Consider the following 15,501-nt stretch of genomic DNA (forward strand, 5'->3'; position numbering starts at 1 on the left):
TTCCACGAACCGCGGCAATAAAAAACGGGGGCCGGTTTCTTGCGAAACCGGCCCCCGCTGTCGTTTTGAATTAGCCCCGGGTCAGCGACCCGGGGCTAATTTTTGGGGTCACTCAACTCAGTTGCAACCGCAGTCCGAAGCCGGAGCGCTGCAACCACCGCATGCCGAACCGCCGCAGCCGGCCGAGGCCGAACCACAGCCGTTGCTAACAGCAACGGTGACTTCCTGGGCAACCATCTTGCAGACGGTGACCGGGACTTCCTTGGTAACGGTGACGGGGACCTGCACGGTGTAGGTGCTGGTCTTGGTCTCGGGGACGCAAGCGTAGGTCGTGACCGTGTAGGTCTCGGTCTTCTCTTGCGGCACGCACTCGGTGTAGGTCACTTCCTTGGACTGCGTCGTGGGGACGCACTTGGTGACAGTGACTTCCTTGGAGCGGGTCTCGGTGCGGCACTTGTTGACCGTGACCGTACGGGTCTTGGTCTCGGGGACGCAGTTCATGACCGTGTAGGTGCGGGTCTTGGTCTCGGGGACCATCTTGCACACCTTGACCGTCTTGGTCTGGGTCGTGGGGACGCACTTCATCACGGTGTAGGTGTTGGTGCGCTCTTCAGCACGGCACTTGGTAACCGTGACGCTGCGAGTCTTGGTCTCGGGGACCATCTTGCAGACCTTACGTGTGGCGGAGCGCTCCTCGGTGGTGCACTTGGTCACGTTGTAGGTGTAAGGAACTTCCTCGGTCACGCACTCGTAAGTGGTGCAGGGAACTTCCTTGGTCTCGCAAGTGGGGACCCAAACCTTCTTGCAGACGGTCTTGGTTGCACAGCCGCAACCTCCACACGAACCGCAACCGCCGCAGTCGCCACAGCCACCGCAGGCCGATCCGCAACCGCCGCCACAGGCCGAGCCGGCCGAAGCAGCCGAACCGCCGCCGCAACCAACCTCAACCATCTGCGTCTCCCAGTGACCGCCCGAGACCTGAACGGTCTTCATGGTGGTGACGGGAACTCGCTTGGTGACCGTACGCGAGCCGGTCATTGTCTCGGTGTGAGGAACGCTAACCGTGTAGGTGTAGGGAACCTCTTCGTAGGTCGGAACCATCACCGTGTAGGTCTGCTCGACCTGCTCGGTGTAGGGAACCTGAACGGTGTAGGTCGAGGTCTTCTCCTCGGGAACCTGGGTCATGACGGTGTAGCTAACTTCCTTGTCCTCGTAGGAGGGGACCATGACGGTGTACGTCTGGGTCTTCTCCTCGGGAACCTGCGTCATCACCGTGTAGGACTGCTCGACCTGCTCGGTGTAGGGGACGTTGACGGTGTACTCGACCGTCTTGGTCTCGGGGACCTGCGTCATGACGGTGTACTCAACCGTCTTGGTCTTGGTCTCGGGGACCATGACCGTGTAGGTGCGGGTCTTTTCTTCGGTCTGGGGGACACGCGTCATGACCGTGTAAGAACGCTCGCGCGTCTCGGTCGTGTACTCGGTCGTGTTGACCGTACGCATCTCGGTGACCTGCTGCGGGACCATGACGGTCTTGGTGACCATGGTCTGGCCGCAACCGGCTCCGGCTGTCGCCGAGCCGCCGCAACCATCGCTACAACCGGCTGCTGCTTCACCGCAGCCGCAATCCGCTGCGGCCGAAGCCGCCGAGCCGCAACCGCAATCCCCGCAGGCTTGCGCCGCCAGAGGAGCTGCCAGCAGGGCCAAGGCCGGCAACAAAGTGAACAAACTACGCAGCATCGGGGGTGTCCTCCAAAAAATGAGAAATCAAATCGCTTTGGCGTCCCGCTAGACCTGAGGCTTAGTTCGGGTGACGCTTAAGTGCCTTACGCATAGGCAGGTTGCGTATGTGTGACGAAACGGGATTCTATCCTGCGCAGAACATGCGTCAAGCAACTGGGACCCAGAACTCCCAGATAGCCATTTCTGCAAAATCTTCGCCAACCTAACTCGCGGAACGCCGCAGCTGACCGGAGCTACTTCGCCCCGGCACTCGCGGCAAGGTTAGGCCACGGTTGCTGAATCACGCGGAAGCAGGGCAGTTTTTGGGCATATTTTGCCCTGTAATGCCCGCTCGGGGCGGTTTTGGTAACCCCTCAGCGGGCTACTCGACGATGCCGAGCAGCTCGATCGTGAAGATCAGCGTCTCGTTCGGGCCGATTGCGCCGCCGGCACCGCGTGGCCCGTAGGCGATCGAGCTGGGCAGAAAAACCTCCCATTTGGCGCCGGGCTGCATCATCTGCAGGGCCTCGGTCCAGCCGGAAATCACTTGATTGACCCCAAACTCGGCGGGTTGGCCCCGCTTGTAAGAGCTATCGAACACGCTGCCGTCGATCAGCGTGCCCTCGTAGTGGCAGCGGACCACGTCGGTCGGACCGGGGGCTTCGCCCGCGCCCGCCTCGATAACGCGGTACTGCAGGCCGCTCGGGGTTTCTTGGATGCCCTCGGCGGAGCGGTTCTTGGCCAGGAAGGCGGTGCCTTTGGCTTCGTTCTCTGCGGCGATATCGGCCATGCGTGTCTCGGCTTTCTGCTCTAGCTGTTGTTGAAAACGGTTCATGACCGCCGCGATCTGCTCTTCGGAGAGCTGCGGAGCGGCGCCGGTCAGGGCGTCGCGGATCCCGGCTACGATGCCGGCAAAATCGGCCTCGACCGAGTCAGCGCGAAGCCGCGTGCCAAAGTCCAGTCCTAAGCAGTAGCCCAATTGTTGCTGGTACTGCTGTTCGGCATTGGCGGGCGGGGCGCCCTCGGGTTGAACTCCCGGCTGGGGCAGTGCGTCTTGTGCCCCGACGATGCCGGCATATGAAAGCAGCATCAGAGCGACCACACCGTTGCGAACGCGCATCTTTTGTTCTCCGTGCCCGCCCGATCGGCGGAGGTCGAAATACAAACCCAGCGGGGTATCCGCGGACCCTCGCCCGCGGTCCCTTCAACGTAGCAAACTTCGCCCTGGTTCGGCACTGCCCCCGAGTTTTGTCTCGCCGGTGCTGGTTCGATTGCTGCTTGACGCATAACGGGTCGCTATACTGGTAGTGCAATTGGGGATCGCACAGAACGCCCCGATACGGCTTATCTCTATAAAGAGGCTCCGACGGCACAGCTAGCGGAGCGGATCGCGCATGTCAGCCGATAGCCTAGCGATGTCACGCCGATTAGCGGCCTCGAGCCGATCCAAGCTTGCGTTGCGCGTGGTGGCTCGTGGGCGTGGGTTCACGCTTGTCGAGCTGTTAGTGGTGATCGCGATCATCGGGGTGCTCGTGGCACTATTGTTGCCGGCCGTTCAATCGGCCCGAGAAGCCGCCCGCCGTACCCAGTGCGTCAACAACTTGAAGCAGATCGCGCTGGCGTCGGCGAATTATGAGTCGGCCCGCGGAACCCTCCCCCCGGCGGGGCTGCTTGACCGCATCCCCTGGCCGATTGACTCGGCTAATCCCTGGTGCGAAGCGGTCGATCAGCGGCGCGGGCTCAAGCACAGCTGGGCCGTACTCCTCCTGCCGTTTCTGGAAGAGACGGCCCTCTACGATGCTTTCGACTTAACGCGTTCGGCGTTCGACCAACCGAACACGCCCGCAACGACCGTCGTTGAGTCACTCGTTTGTGGGTCCGATCAAGCGGGCGGGAGGTTCTACCAGGACGAGGAGCACACCGCCGGCCGGCGTTTCTCCAAGGGGAATTACGCCGCGTTTACGACTCCGTTTCATAACGACAGCCAGCTCTTGTTTCCCGGACCGATCATCGTGGGAGGTAACCCGGTAGCCAGGATCGTTGACGGCCTGAGCACCACGGTGGCTTTCACCGAAGTGCGGACCCTGCCGCACGAGCAAGACGAGCGCGGCGTGTGGGCGTTGGCTTGGAACGCCGCCTCGCTCGTGTCGATGGACATGCATCACGACACCGCCAGTGGCCGGAGTTGGCAGTCACAGTTTTTTGCTCAGTCCTCTTATGCCAACCAGTCGCAAACGCCCAACCACCGTGGGCCCAACGTTGATATTCTGATGCGTTGCCCCGAAGAGAATCTTCCGGATGCGCAACTCGCCCACATGCCGTGCGATCGTTGGAAGTATCCCGCTGGCCCCGCCGGCTATCAGTCAGCAGCCCCCCGCAGTGCGCACCCCGGGGGGGTCAACGCCGCGTTTTTGGACGGACACATCGGCTGGCTTCCCGACGACATCGATCCGATCGCCATGTCGATGCTGATCGGCATCCAGGATGAGTACGTGGGCACGTCACACGCACGGCCGACGAATCTGTCGGGTAATTAGCCTTTCGGAAGGACCTCGCCCTGGGGTTTTGCGTGACCGGTCGCTAGGCTTTCCGCATGAAATCGAGCTCCCCCAAGCCCGTTGCTAGCCGGATGCGCGGGATAGCGCTTGGTAGCTTGCTGCTGGGGCTGCTGGCGTTAGCCGCCTCAGCTTTCACGCCCGAATCCCGCTTGCGGACGGTGCCGTGGTCGCCGGCCGATGCCCAGGCGCACCAGCAGGCTTCAGAAGAATTGCATCGGCTGTCGCTGGTCCCCGCCGAGGGCAAGGCCAGTCAGGACGCCCTGCGGGCAGCCCGGGTCTCGTTTGCTGACCTGGATAATCGCTTGGTCGAGGCGGCGGACGCCCCGCGGCGTTGGCGGGCGGCTTTGCGGTGGGGGGGAGCCCTCTTGAGTCTTTGCGGGGCGGCTTATCTGCTGGCGGGGCAAAGCTGAAAGCAAGCGGACCCGCCCGCAGGGCATCTCCCAGGGCACGACTCGGGTGGACGCGTTGCAGCGATCTCGGGATGATAGCCAGCTTGCGCCCCCGGCCGATTGGCCCGCCCACACCCCCTAACCCCGCCACGCTTCCGTTGTCCTACAACCTCACGCACCTCAAGCAGCTCGAAGCCGAGAGCATCCATATCTTTCGCGAGGTGGTCGCCGAGTTCCGCGCGCCGGTAATGCTGTTCTCGATGGGCAAGGACTCGTGTGTCATGCTCCATCTGGCACGCAAGGCGTTCTATCCGGCCAAGCCGCCCTTCCCGCTGCTGCTGATCGATACGACATGGAACTTCCGTTCGATGTACGAGTTCCGCGATCGGCACGTCATCGGCGAGCTGGGTATGGAGTGCCTCTCGCACACCAACCAAGAGGGGCTCGAACAAGGGCTTAACCCCTTCCTGCATGGCAGCAAGGTGTTCACGGAAGTGATGAACCTTGGTGCCTTGCGTCAGGCGCTCGGCAAGTACGACTTCGATGCCGCATTTGGTGGCGGCCGTCGCGACGAGGAAAAGGCCCGGGCCAAGGAGCGCGTTTACTCGTTCCGCAACAGCAAGCACGCCTGGGACCCCAAGAACCAGCGTCCCGAGCTGTGGAACCTCTACAACGGCCTGGTGCACAAAGGGGAGCAGATCCGCGCGTTCCCGCTCTCGAACTGGACCGAGCTCGACGTTTGGCAGTACATCCACCTGGAGAACATCCAGATTGTTCCCGCCTACTTTGCCGAGGAGCGCGACTGCGTCGAGTTCGAGGGCAACCTGATCGCGGTAGACGACGACCGCATGCCGGAAGAGCTACGCAAGACGGCCAAGCCCCATTGGGTGCGGTTCCGCACGCTGGGCGACTATCCGCTCTCCGGTGCGACCCGCAGCCAGGCGCAAACCCTCCCGGAAATCATCCAAGAGATGCTCCTTGCCACGCGCAGCGAACGCGAGGGGCGCGTGATCGACAAAGATCCTGGCGCCTCGATGGAGGAAAAGAAGCGCAAGGGATACTACTGAGTGTGGAAGGCGAATTGCACGAGGCGGACTCTTGCCTCGTGAACAACAAAGCCATGGACATGCAAGTAGGCCGGGACCTAGGTCGAACCCAAATCACGAGAGTCACACGACCATCCACAAATAGTGATGAGCACCGATTAGCGTCTGATTAGCGTTCCTCCGTGTCTCTCTGCTGCAGCATCGTTTTTAACTTTCCCTGCTAAGCATCGGCAACGTACGAACCACAACGCCTTAGCATCATTACTGATCTACTTATGAGTCATAAGAGCGAGCTGATCGCCACCGATATCGACGCCTACCTCAAGCAGCACGAGCACAAGGAGCTGTTGCGGTTCCTCACGTGCGGCAGCGTTGACGACGGTAAGAGCACGCTCATCGGCCGCCTGCTCTACGACTCGAAGATGGTCTACGAAGACCAACTTGCCGCGCTCGAGGTCGATTCCAAAAAGTTCGGCACGACCGGTGGCGGGTTCGACCCCGCCCTGCTGACCGACGGCCTCAAAGCCGAACGCGAGCAGGGCATCACGATCGATGTGGCGTACCGCTACTTCAGCACGGCTAAGCGAAAGTTCATCATCGCGGACTGCCCCGGCCACGAGCAGTACACGCGCAACATGGCAACCGGGGCGAGCACCTGCAACCTGGCCATTATTTTGGTTGACGCGCGCCCCGGGCACGGCGTGATGACCCAGACCAAACGGCACTCGTTCATTGTTTCGCTGCTGGGCATCAAGCACGTCCTGGTCGCGATCAACAAGATGGACCTTGTTGATTGGTCCGAGGATCGTTTTGAGGAGATCAAGCGAGAGTACCGTGAGTTCGCCACGCGTCTGGAGATGCCCGACCAGCATTTCATCCCCATCAGCGCGCTCAACGGCGAGAACCTCTTAGAGCGGAGCGATAAGTCTCCGTGGTACGAGGGATCGACCCTCATGCACCACCTGGAGAACGTCCACATTGCCTCGGATCGCAACCTGATCGACTTCCGTATGCCAGTTCAGTACGTCAATCGGCCGAACCTGAACTTCCGGGGCTTCTGCGGCACGATTGCTTCGGGGCGTGTGTCGCGGGGCGATGAGATTCTTGCCCTTCCCTCGCGAAAACGGACCCGTATCAAGTCGATCGTCACTTTTGATGGCGAGCTCGAAGAGGCGTTCGCACCGCTGGCCGTGACGATCACTACCGAGGATGAGGTCGATATCAGCCGGGGCGACACGGTTGTCCGGCCCGATAACGTGCCGACGGTCGCCGACCGCTTCGACGCCTCGATCGTATGGATGTCCGAGACGCCGCTTACGCCCGGCACCGAGTACTTGGTGAAGCACGGCACAAGGCTTACGCCCGGCCGTGTGACGACGCTCCGCTATCGGATCGATGTCAACACGCTGCACCGGGCACCCACCCCGACGCTCGACCTCAACGAGATCGGGCGCTGCGAGCTGCGGCTGGACGACGAGATCGCTCTGGACAGCTATCGCCGCAACCGCGGCATGGGAGCGTTCATTCTGATCGATCGCCTGACCAATGTGACCGTTGGTGCCGGCATGATACTCGATCGTAAGAGTGCGGTCGAAGAAGACCTGTGGGAGAAAGAGGCGGCCGCGGGGCTCGTGGAAGCCCCGAGCGCTGTGACGCCCGAAGAGCGTCACGCGCGCTACGGGCAGAAGCCCGTTACGGTGTTGCTCACTGGTCTGCCCGCCGCGGGCAAGACGCCGATCGCCGCGGCGATCGAGCGACAGCTGTTTGACGCCGGTCGCGCGGTAGCCGTGATCGATGGCCAGACGCTGCGCCGCGGGCTCTCGCGTGACCTGGGCTTCTCGATCGCGGATCGGAGCGAGAACCTGCGTCGCGCCGCCGAGGTTGCCAAGACACTCAACGAAGCCGGGCTGATCACCATCGCGGCCTTCGTGGCCCCGCAAGAGGCGGTGCGTCTCAAGGCGCGTGACGTGATTGGGGCCGAACGTTTTATCTGTGTGCATGTCGACTCGCCCGAGGCGTGGCGGCGTGAGCACGACGAGCAGGGCGTTTACGCCAAGGCGGAATCCGGCGAGATCACGAAGCTGGCAGGGGTGTCGCTCGAGTACGAGCCCCCCGCGGCCCCCGATCTGGTGGTTAACCCTGCCGAGCAATCGATCGAGGGCTGCGGTGCCGCGATCATCCGGCTGCTGAAAGCACGCGGCGTGGTGTGACGCGAGGCCGCGGGTCCGCGCTACGGGAGTGAGTTTGCTGAGCCGCGGCGATTCGCCGCGGGGATAGTCAGCGCTTCCGCTGCCCGTCTCATGTATAGTATTAGTAGTCGGCAGTCGCCCATTTCAAAGCATCGCTCTCGAAAAAAGCGGTGCTGCGAACGGGTTGTCGATTTCTCTTCTTCGCGAGCGAGCCGATCGGCCGCGGCGACTCGCTCACGTCCGTCTACCAGCGGCGGAGGGCGACACAATGATCCGCAGGATCTTGCTGGGGCTGGGCGGTCTCGAAGCCCAGGACGCTTGCTACACCGAGTCGGCGACGCAGATGGCGATCGAGTTGGCGCTGCGTCACGGCGCTAGCCTGACCGGCGTGACGGTCGCCGACCTGCGGCATGTGCAACGGCTTGGACCGGTGCCGATCGGCGGGGGCTCTGCCGCGGCCGACCTCCGCCATCACCGCGTGGAGCAGATGCACGAACGGGTTGAAGCCGCGATCGATCACTTCCATCAGGCGTGCCGCGATGCGGCAATCGCCTACGAAGTCCGCCGCGAGGAGCGACGTGAGCCGTTTGACTACCTGACCTCGCTCGCCCGGTATCACGACCTGACCGTGCTGGGGCTGCGCGGGCTGTTCGAGTTCGGTGTCGAGGGAGAGTCGCACTACGACCCGGTATCGTCGCTGGTGCGGTTGATCACCGGCGGTGTGCGACCGATGATCGCCTCGGGCGAGACCCATCGGAAGATACGCCGCGTGCTGGTGGCCTACAGCGGCTCGAACGAGTCGGCCAAGACCATGCGGCGTTTCGCCCAGCTCGGTCTATGGCCCGAGGCGACGATCCGCATCGCGGCGTTCGGCCCCGACCACGAGCGTCGGCAGCGACACCTGCAGCACGCGGCGAGCTACTTCGCCGATCACGGGGTCGAGGTCGAGCTGGAGTACCAGCCGACCGATCCCCGCGAGGGGGTGCTGCAGGTCGCTCACGAATGGTCGGCTGATCTGGTCGTGATGGGCAACAGCAATCGCACGCTGATGGCGCGCCGAGTGCTGGGCGACACGATGATCGAAGCGATCCGACGCTCGGACCTGCCGCTGTTCCTGTCTCAGTGACCCCACTGGCCTGGCGGCGGGCTGGGCGGTTCTCCGCTCAGCCGCCGTCGGCCGAGAGGTCGAGGCAGACCAGCTGCTTATCGTCCCGCGCGAACACGCAGCCGCCTGCGAACGCCGGCGCGCTCCACACGACGGGGCGGCCAAACGTCTCGCCGGTGGGCGCTACGAGCGGCGTGCGTCCGAGTTCGGTATACGCCTCGGGTGTCAGCTGGGCGAGGATCAGGTCGCCCGTTTCGCTCGCTATCCAGTACCGATCCGAATCGCCCTGCCGCACGAGGAACGCCGTGCCGTGAAACACGCGGCCCTGCTTGCCAACACCGTCTTCGCCCAGGGTGGGCTTGCGGGTCTTCCACAGCCGCGCGCCGTCGTCGGCCAGATCGATAGCGATCAGCTCGCTGGTACGAGAGTCACAGCCGTAGATCACTTTGCCGGCGGGATCGGCGAGGGGGGTCATGTTGGCGGCCCCGATGGAGGTCTTGGGCGTGCCGGCCCACAGCACCTGGGCATCGCCGCCGGACTCGGTAGGCAGCTGGAAGAAGACCGATACGCCGCCATGCCCGGTGGCAAAGAGCCGATCGCCCACCTTGGTCGGGGCCCCGATCGACATGCTGTAAGCCGGCTCAATCGCCACGCTCCACAGCTCATCGCCCGTTGCCGGATCGAGCCCTGCCACCGCCTTCGGGTAGTAGACAACCAGTTGCGGCTGGCCGTTGTGCTCGATCATCGAGGGGGGGCAGTACCCCTGCTGGTCGTTATCGAGCGCCTTCCACTGGACTTCGCCCGTGTGCTTGTCGAGGGCGACCACCAAGCTGCCCGGCCCACCGACCAAGCAGTACAGCGTATCGCCCACCACCAGCGGGTGAGCCGAATGCCCCCACAGCGGCGTCTTGGCATCGAACCGTTCCTGAAAGTTGACCTTCCAGAGCGCGGTACCCTCGGCCGTCGAGAGGCATGTCAGGTCCCCCTCGGCACCGAGCGCGTAAACGCGGTCGCCATCAACGGTCGGCGTGCAACGTGGGCCGCTGGGATAGGAGATGCTGTAGGGGCGCTCGTACTCGTACCGCCAGAGCTCTTCGCCGGATTGCTGATCAAGGCAGCGGAGCCGCTCGGTTCCCAGCAGTTGGTCGGCACCGCCCGGGTTGTTGGTGATCTCTCCCTCGGAGCGCGTGTACTCGAAGACGTACACCTTGCCGTTCGCCACCGCGGGGCCGGCGTAACCCAAATCCACCGGCACGCTCCACTTGGGCGTTAGGCCTTCGGCCGGCAGGTCGTCGCGTACGCCGCTCTCGCGCCACACATTATCGCGCTGGGGGCCCATCCACTGCGGCCAGTCATCGGCCACGAGCCGATCGGTCGCCAGACACAAACAACCAACGAGTAAGAGCTGCGCAGTACAACGAGCCATGGGAGCGTCTCAGCCGGTGGAGCGGGAGGGGAATCGGTGCAAGCCGGATTCTACCCCAAAACCGCTCAGGCGGGCGCGACCCCTCGACGCAGGCGAATCACCACCAGCGTGATGCACAGCACCAAGTCGAACGCCAGCAGCGTTTGCGACGGTGCTCCCGGCAGCAGCCGGTTCGAGGCGTCAAGCAGCGCGCCCCAGGCCGTAAAGAGCAGGCCCGCGTAGAGCGCCGCATGGAGCGAGCGGAGCGTGGCGGCGAACAGCGCAGGGTCGGTGCCGGCGGGGTCGGTGGCGACCGCCCGCTGGTAGCGTCGGCCCAGATCGGCGTCGGCCCCCAATCCCACCAGCAGCAGGCAGGCCAAGAGGGGCACCGTGAAACCGGCGCTCACGAGCGCAACCCCCGCCAGCCCCGCCGCGATGAGCCACAGGGGGGATACACGCTGAACGAGGTTCATCAGGAGCGGTCTCACGCCCCTCAGTATACTCAGGGGGCAAAATTACCAGGGGCAGAAATGCCCGCATTCCACCCGCCGCGGCGGCGCTTTTGGCGGTTTGTAGGGGCGCTGGAAGCGGGCGTTACCTCTCGCCTTGCGCCGGGTGCCACAGTCCGGCTTGTCCGGTAGTGGACGCCACGTACCCGCTAAAGCACCGCTGGGCAAGCCAGCTGTGGCACCCGGCGCGAGTTTGGCAGAACTCCAAGGTCGGCGCGGACAATGCATGCTCAGAACTTAGGACGAACCAAAACTCACCGAAGTCGATGCAACCGAGAGCAGGTTTTTCCGACCACATTTCGCTGCCCCAGTGGCTCACACCTGGGGCAGTTAGCTTAGGCATCGGTCGATGAAGCCTAGGAGCCTTGGTCTTGACGAACCTAAACTAATACTTTCGCCCCTTCTGGCGTTCTGCGGCACCGAGCAGGCTTAGCGTCCGCAGTGCGTCGTCGTCGTAATTCGAAGTGCCGACCGCGGCCGTCAGCTCGGGTAAGATGCGGTCTCGGAAGCTCCACACCTGGATCGGATTCTTGCCCAAGTGATAGCGCCGGCTAAAGCTGCGGCAGAAGGCCGCGAGTTCGGTCTCGTTTGGTCCTTTGACCGCCCAACACACATAAACGCGTTGTACTTTGGACGGCGTCAGGCCAAGCCGCTTGTAGGCGCGATTGACGGCGGGTCGGTAGTCTTTACCCAGGGCGTGATCGCCGGTCGGTTTCTCGTTCTTCTTGGGCGTCCCGAAGAACTTGTGCTCGAAAGCCGTTTCGAGCTTCGTCAGGTCGGGACAGAAGCCCGCGATCTTCACCGACGTCTCGACATGATAAGACTCACCCGTCTTGAACCGCAGCGCCACCAAATCGAGCTGCCGGTTGTTGCCCGCTGCGACCTTCACATCGGTCATCGTGAAGCAATCGAGGCAGTGCCGAAAGTACGCTTCGACGATGCGTTCGGAGGTATTCATTAGGCGTTGCTATCCGTGGCCTGAAACTCGTATCGCACTCTATAAGTTAAAGCATGCTCGTTCGAAGCTCCGTCGGCTAACATCTTCCAAATCGTCCGGCTATCCTCAGAAGGCTTCAGAGGTTGTCCAATAACTGCTATTTGAGCCGTTGTCGAGAGCGGTTACCGTCCCATCTATGATCAGGACGCCCTACCCAACCGACCTGACGGACCACCAGTGGCGACGGATGAAGCCCTGGGTCCCCGCCGACGGGGCCACTGGCCGCCCGTCGAAGTACAGCAAGCGTGAGATCGTCAACGCGATCCTCTACGTGACGCGCAACGGCTGCACCTGGCGAGGCCTGCCGCATGACTTTCCGCCCTACCGGATCGTCTTCCACTGGTTCCGCAAGTGGCAGGCGGACGGCACGTGGGAGCGGCTGCACGCGAAGCTCCGCGAGCGGGTCTGCGAGAAGGTGGGACGATCGCCCAAGCCCACCGCGGCGGTCCTCGACAGCCAGACCGTTAAGACGACCGAGCAAGGCGGGCCTCGCGGCTACGACGCCGGAAAAAAAAGTGCTCGGCCGCAAGCGGCACGTTGTCGTTGATACGCTCGGCCTCGTCTGGGCCCTGGTGGTTACGCCGGCCGACGTGCAAGACCGCGACGGGGCGAAGCTGGCCCTGGCGGCGTTTCGCGAGTCGGTCAAGTTCCCGAAGGTCATCTGGGCGGACACGGCGTACCGGTCGGTCGTTGATTGGGCGTTGGTGAAGTGGCTGTGGGTAGTGGAGATCGTGACGCGTCCTCGCGGCAAGTTCGTGCTCCAGAAGAAGCGTTGGATTGTCGAACGCACTTTCGGTTGGCTCAATCGATCGCGGCGCCTCGCCAAGTCCTTTGAACCGACCATCGAAAGCGACGAAGCTTTCGTCCAGGTCGCCATGATCCAATTGATGGTCAAGCGGCTATGAAAAGATGCTTATTGGACAGCTTCTAAGCATCTCGCAGCTATCGATTGGGCTGCCCATCGAGCTGAGGCCGAACGTCGAGTGCTAGTTGCAGCAAAGAAGAAGCTCGTGCGGAGGCAGCCTTCAACTGTTTCAAGCAGCCACTAAACGAAAGCCTCTTCAAGTACTGCTCGAGATTGCAGATGAGAAGCTTCGACACTGCTCTGGAGACAGCTATCGTGCACAACTGGCGTCGTCCTGAGAAGGTTTGGTCAGGCTGCGAATGCAGTTGTTTAGACCAACCGACCGCCGGTTCGCTCCGCTCAAACCTCAGGCCAACACCAACAAAAAACGGCCGAGAGCAAGCGGGCTTGCTCTCGGCCGGAGAGAATCGGGTTGTTCGGCAGCTGCTTTCTGCGGCCGGTGGGCTGCGGCATCAGGCGGGCTGCATCTCGGCCTTGCGGGCGGCGACGATCTCTTCCTGAATGTTCGACGGCACGGGGGCGTACTTGCAGAGCTCCATGGTGAAGCTGCCCTGTCCCTGCGTCATGCTGCGCAGATCGGTCGAGTAGCCAAACGTTTCGGCCAGCGGGACCTCGGCCAGGATCTTTGTCAGGCCGCTGTTGGTCTCGGTCTCGACGATCATGCCCCGCTTGCTGCTGACCTGACCGACCACCGAGCCCTGGAAGTCTTCGGGGCACTCGATCTCCATCTTCATGATCGGCTCGAGCAGCACCGGCTTCATGCGGCTGAAGTACTCGCGGAAGCACTCCCGGGCGGTGAGCTTGAACGCCATGTCGCTGGAGTCAACGTCGTGGTACGAGCCGTCGCGGAGCTCGATGGTCATGCCCACCACCGGATAACCGGCGACCGGGCCCTTGTCCATCATCTCCTCGAAGCCCTTCTTGACCGCGGGGATGTACTCCTTGGGGATGCGTCCGCCGGTGACCTTGTCCTCAAAGAACATCTCCGAGCCCTCGGCCTTGACGCGATCCTCTTCGGTCATGGGCCGCATCTCGCCAACAATGTGGCCGTACTGACCCGAGCCACCCGTTTGCTTCTTGCGCTTGTGGTCGAAGGCGAAGGGCTGCTGGCCGCTCTCGCGGTAGCTGACCTTGGGGGCGCCGACCTCAACCTCCACACCGTACTCACGCTTGATCCGCTCGACGTAAACCTCGAGGTGCAGCTCGCCCATGCCGGCGATCACGGTCTCGTTGGTTTCGTCGTCGGTAAAGACGTGGAAGGTGGGGTCTTCCTTGCGGAACCGCTGCAGGGCCTTGCTGAGCTTGTCGGTGTTGTCACGCGAGAGCGCCTGGACCGACATCTTGATGACCGGATCGGCGACGAAGATGTTCTCGAGCGAGCAGTAGTTGGGCTCGGAGCAGTAAGTGTCGCCCGAGGCGCAGTCGATGCCCATCACCGCGATGATATCGCCGGCCTCTGCCGCATCGATCTCTTCACGCTTGTTGGAGTGCATCCGCACCAGACGGCTGAAGCGTTCTTTTTTGCCCGAACGCTGGTTGTAGTAGGTGCCGCCCTTTTCCACCTTGCCCTGATAGATGCGGGTGTAGGTGAGCTGGCCGTACTCGTCGTCGGTGATCTTGAAGCCCATCGCCACGAGCGGCTTGGTGGGGTCCGGCTGGAGCTTCATCCGCTTGCCCTCTTCCTTCGGGTCGTTGCCCGAGTTGGTCACCTCGTTGGGCGAGGGCAGGTACAGGTTGACGGCGTCCAGCAGCGGCTGGACCGACTTGTTCTTGAACGCCGAGCCCATAAACACGGGGGTGAAGGCGCAATTGATAACGGCGTGCCGCGTTGTCTTGTGGATCTGTTCCGCGGTGATCTCTTCCTCGCCCAGCATTTTTTCCATCATCGAGTCGTCGTACATCGACAACGCTTCGAGCATGGCGTGGCGGTATTCTTCGGCCTGCTCTTTGAGGTCGGCGGGGATCTCTTCAACGCGGATGGTTTCGCCGTTGTCGCCTTCGTTGTAGTAGGCCTTCATCGCAACGAGGTCGACAACGCCCTTGAAGTTGTCTTCTTTTCCGATCGGCAGCTGGAACAGCACCGCGTCGGCACCCAGCTTCTTGCGGACCTGATCGACCACGCTAAAGGGGTTCGATCCGGTGCGGTCCATCTTGTTGATGAACGCCAGACGCGGAACGTTGTAGCGCTTCATCTGGCGGTCGACGGTCATCGACTGCGATTGCACGCCGCCGACACTGCACAGCACCAGGATGGCACCGTCCAGCACACGGAGCGAGCGCTCCACCTCGACGGTAAAGTCAACGTGGCCCGGGGTGTCGATCAGGTTGATCTTGTTGCCATTCCACTCGAGCGAGGTGGCGGCCGACGTGATCGTGATGCCCCGCTCCTTTTCGAGCTCCATGTGGTCCATGGTCGCGCCGTCGCCGCCGCCACGGACGTCCTCGATCTTGTGGATCCGGCCGGCGTAGAAGAGGATCCGCTCGCTGAGGGTCGTCTTGCCCGAGTCGATGTGGGCCGAGATGCCGATGTTGCGAACTTTCGCGAGGTTCATGGTCGGTTCCTTGGGCACCGCTGGCTGAGCTGTACGCTCAGCGCGGTAAACAGAACGGAGAAAAACGGGGAGGGAAGCGGGAAGGACGGGCGACGGGTGTGGGACGAATTTACCGCAAGAGGCCAATCCTCTACGGGGATCACCACACGAAGGCGACCGCCGGC

At 62.7% G+C, this 15,501-nt stretch carries 12 protein-coding genes; 6 read left to right on the forward strand and 6 right to left on the reverse strand.

From position 1 onward, the window contains the following. Window positions 1-117 precede the first annotated feature (117 nt). Both Pla111_RS04805 and Pla111_RS04810 read right to left on the reverse strand, forming a co-directional pair. Window positions 118-1,740, reverse strand: coding sequence for a hypothetical protein (locus Pla111_RS04805; protein ID WP_231930752.1), 1,623 nt, complete (start codon window positions 1,738-1,740; stop codon window positions 118-120). Between the two features lie 364 nt (window positions 1,741-2,104). Beyond that, window positions 2,105-2,842, reverse strand: coding sequence for an FKBP-type peptidyl-prolyl cis-trans isomerase (locus tag Pla111_RS04810; protein WP_197524757.1), 738 nt, complete (start codon window positions 2,840-2,842; stop codon window positions 2,105-2,107). Window positions 2,843-3,137: 295 nt separating this feature from the next. On the opposite strand from Pla111_RS04810, the gene Pla111_RS04815 reads away from it, so the two are divergent. The 5 genes from Pla111_RS04815 (at window position 3,138) to Pla111_RS04835 (ending at window position 9,030) form a co-directional block, all read left to right on the forward strand. After that, window positions 3,138-4,259, forward strand: coding sequence for a DUF1559 family PulG-like putative transporter (locus tag Pla111_RS04815; RefSeq protein WP_197524758.1), 1,122 nt, complete (start codon window positions 3,138-3,140; stop codon window positions 4,257-4,259). A 56-nt stretch (window positions 4,260-4,315) separates the two neighbouring features. Continuing rightward, a complete protein-coding gene (locus tag Pla111_RS04820) occupies window positions 4,316-4,690 on the forward strand; it encodes a hypothetical protein (protein ID WP_146571943.1) in 375 nt (124 codons plus the stop codon). 137 nt (window positions 4,691-4,827) lie between these two features. Further along, complete coding sequence (gene cysD / locus Pla111_RS04825) at window positions 4,828-5,736, forward strand: sulfate adenylyltransferase subunit CysD (protein WP_261342114.1); 909 nt, start codon at window positions 4,828-4,830, stop codon at window positions 5,734-5,736. A gap of 254 nt (window positions 5,737-5,990) precedes the next feature. Beyond that, the gene (gene cysN / locus Pla111_RS04830; protein WP_146571947.1) at window positions 5,991-7,925 is read left to right on the forward strand and encodes a sulfate adenylyltransferase subunit CysN; all 1,935 of its coding nucleotides are present in this window, start codon (window positions 5,991-5,993) and stop codon (window positions 7,923-7,925) included. A gap of 247 nt (window positions 7,926-8,172) precedes the next feature. Next, window positions 8,173-9,030 carry a universal stress protein gene (locus Pla111_RS04835; RefSeq protein WP_146571949.1) on the forward strand — a complete coding sequence of 286 codons (858 nt, stop codon included), beginning with the start codon at window positions 8,173-8,175 and terminating at the stop codon, window positions 9,028-9,030. Between the two features lie 37 nt (window positions 9,031-9,067). On the opposite strand, the gene Pla111_RS04840 is transcribed toward Pla111_RS04835, so the two are convergent. From Pla111_RS04840 to Pla111_RS04850, 3 genes are all read right to left on the reverse strand, one after another. After that, the gene (locus Pla111_RS04840) at window positions 9,068-10,435 is read right to left on the reverse strand and encodes a PQQ-binding-like beta-propeller repeat protein (RefSeq protein ID WP_146571951.1); all 1,368 of its coding nucleotides are present in this window, start codon (window positions 10,433-10,435) and stop codon (window positions 9,068-9,070) included. A 65-nt stretch (window positions 10,436-10,500) separates the two neighbouring features. Beyond that, window positions 10,501-10,902, reverse strand: coding sequence for a hypothetical protein (locus Pla111_RS04845; RefSeq protein WP_146571953.1), 402 nt, complete (start codon window positions 10,900-10,902; stop codon window positions 10,501-10,503). A gap of 406 nt (window positions 10,903-11,308) precedes the next feature. Then, a complete protein-coding gene (locus tag Pla111_RS04850) occupies window positions 11,309-11,881 on the reverse strand; it encodes a hypothetical protein (RefSeq protein WP_146571954.1) in 573 nt (190 codons plus the stop codon). Between the two features lie 175 nt (window positions 11,882-12,056). Between Pla111_RS04850 and Pla111_RS04855 the strand changes: the two genes are divergently transcribed. Then, window positions 12,057-12,825, forward strand: a protein-coding gene (locus tag Pla111_RS04855) for an IS5 family transposase (protein ID WP_146571956.1) whose coding sequence is annotated in 2 segments (ribosomal slippage) — window positions 12,057-12,443 and window positions 12,445-12,825 — 768 coding nt in all. Because the reading frame shifts where the segments join, the coding sequence is not laid out codon by codon here. Between the two features lie 412 nt (window positions 12,826-13,237). On the opposite strand, the gene fusA is transcribed toward Pla111_RS04855, so the two are convergent. Then, window positions 13,238-15,337 (reverse strand): elongation factor G, encoded by a 2,100-nt coding sequence (fusA, locus tag Pla111_RS04860; RefSeq protein WP_146571958.1) that lies wholly within the window; start codon window positions 15,335-15,337, stop codon window positions 13,238-13,240. Between the last annotated feature and the right edge of the window lie 164 nt (window positions 15,338-15,501).

The organism is Botrimarina hoheduenensis, assembly GCF_007859815.1.
Classification (GTDB): domain Bacteria; phylum Planctomycetota; class Planctomycetia; order Pirellulales; family Lacipirellulaceae; genus Botrimarina; species Botrimarina hoheduenensis.

Bases quoted from the DNA above. Each gene is read 5' to 3' on its own strand.
- Pla111_RS04805 (WP_231930752.1), bottom strand. From the start codon at position 1,740: ATGCTGCGTAGTTTGTTCACTTTGTTGCCGGCCTTGGCCCTGCTGGCA.
- Pla111_RS04810 (WP_197524757.1), bottom strand. From the start codon at position 2,842: ATGCGCGTTCGCAACGGTGTGGTCGCTCTGATGCTGCTTTCATATGCC.
- Pla111_RS04815 (WP_197524758.1), top strand. From the start codon at position 3,138: ATGTCACGCCGATTAGCGGCCTCGAGCCGATCCAAGCTTGCGTTGCGC.
- Pla111_RS04820 (WP_146571943.1), top strand. From the start codon at position 4,316: ATGAAATCGAGCTCCCCCAAGCCCGTTGCTAGCCGGATGCGCGGGATA.
- cysN (WP_146571947.1), top strand. From the start codon at position 5,991: ATGAGTCATAAGAGCGAGCTGATCGCCACCGATATCGACGCCTACCTC.
- Pla111_RS04835 (WP_146571949.1), top strand. From the start codon at position 8,173: ATGATCCGCAGGATCTTGCTGGGGCTGGGCGGTCTCGAAGCCCAGGAC.
- Pla111_RS04840 (WP_146571951.1), bottom strand. From the start codon at position 10,435: ATGGCTCGTTGTACTGCGCAGCTCTTACTCGTTGGTTGTTTGTGTCTG.
- Pla111_RS04850 (WP_146571954.1), bottom strand. From the start codon at position 11,881: ATGAATACCTCCGAACGCATCGTCGAAGCGTACTTTCGGCACTGCCTC.
- fusA (WP_146571958.1), bottom strand. From the start codon at position 15,337: ATGAACCTCGCGAAAGTTCGCAACATCGGCATCTCGGCCCACATCGAC.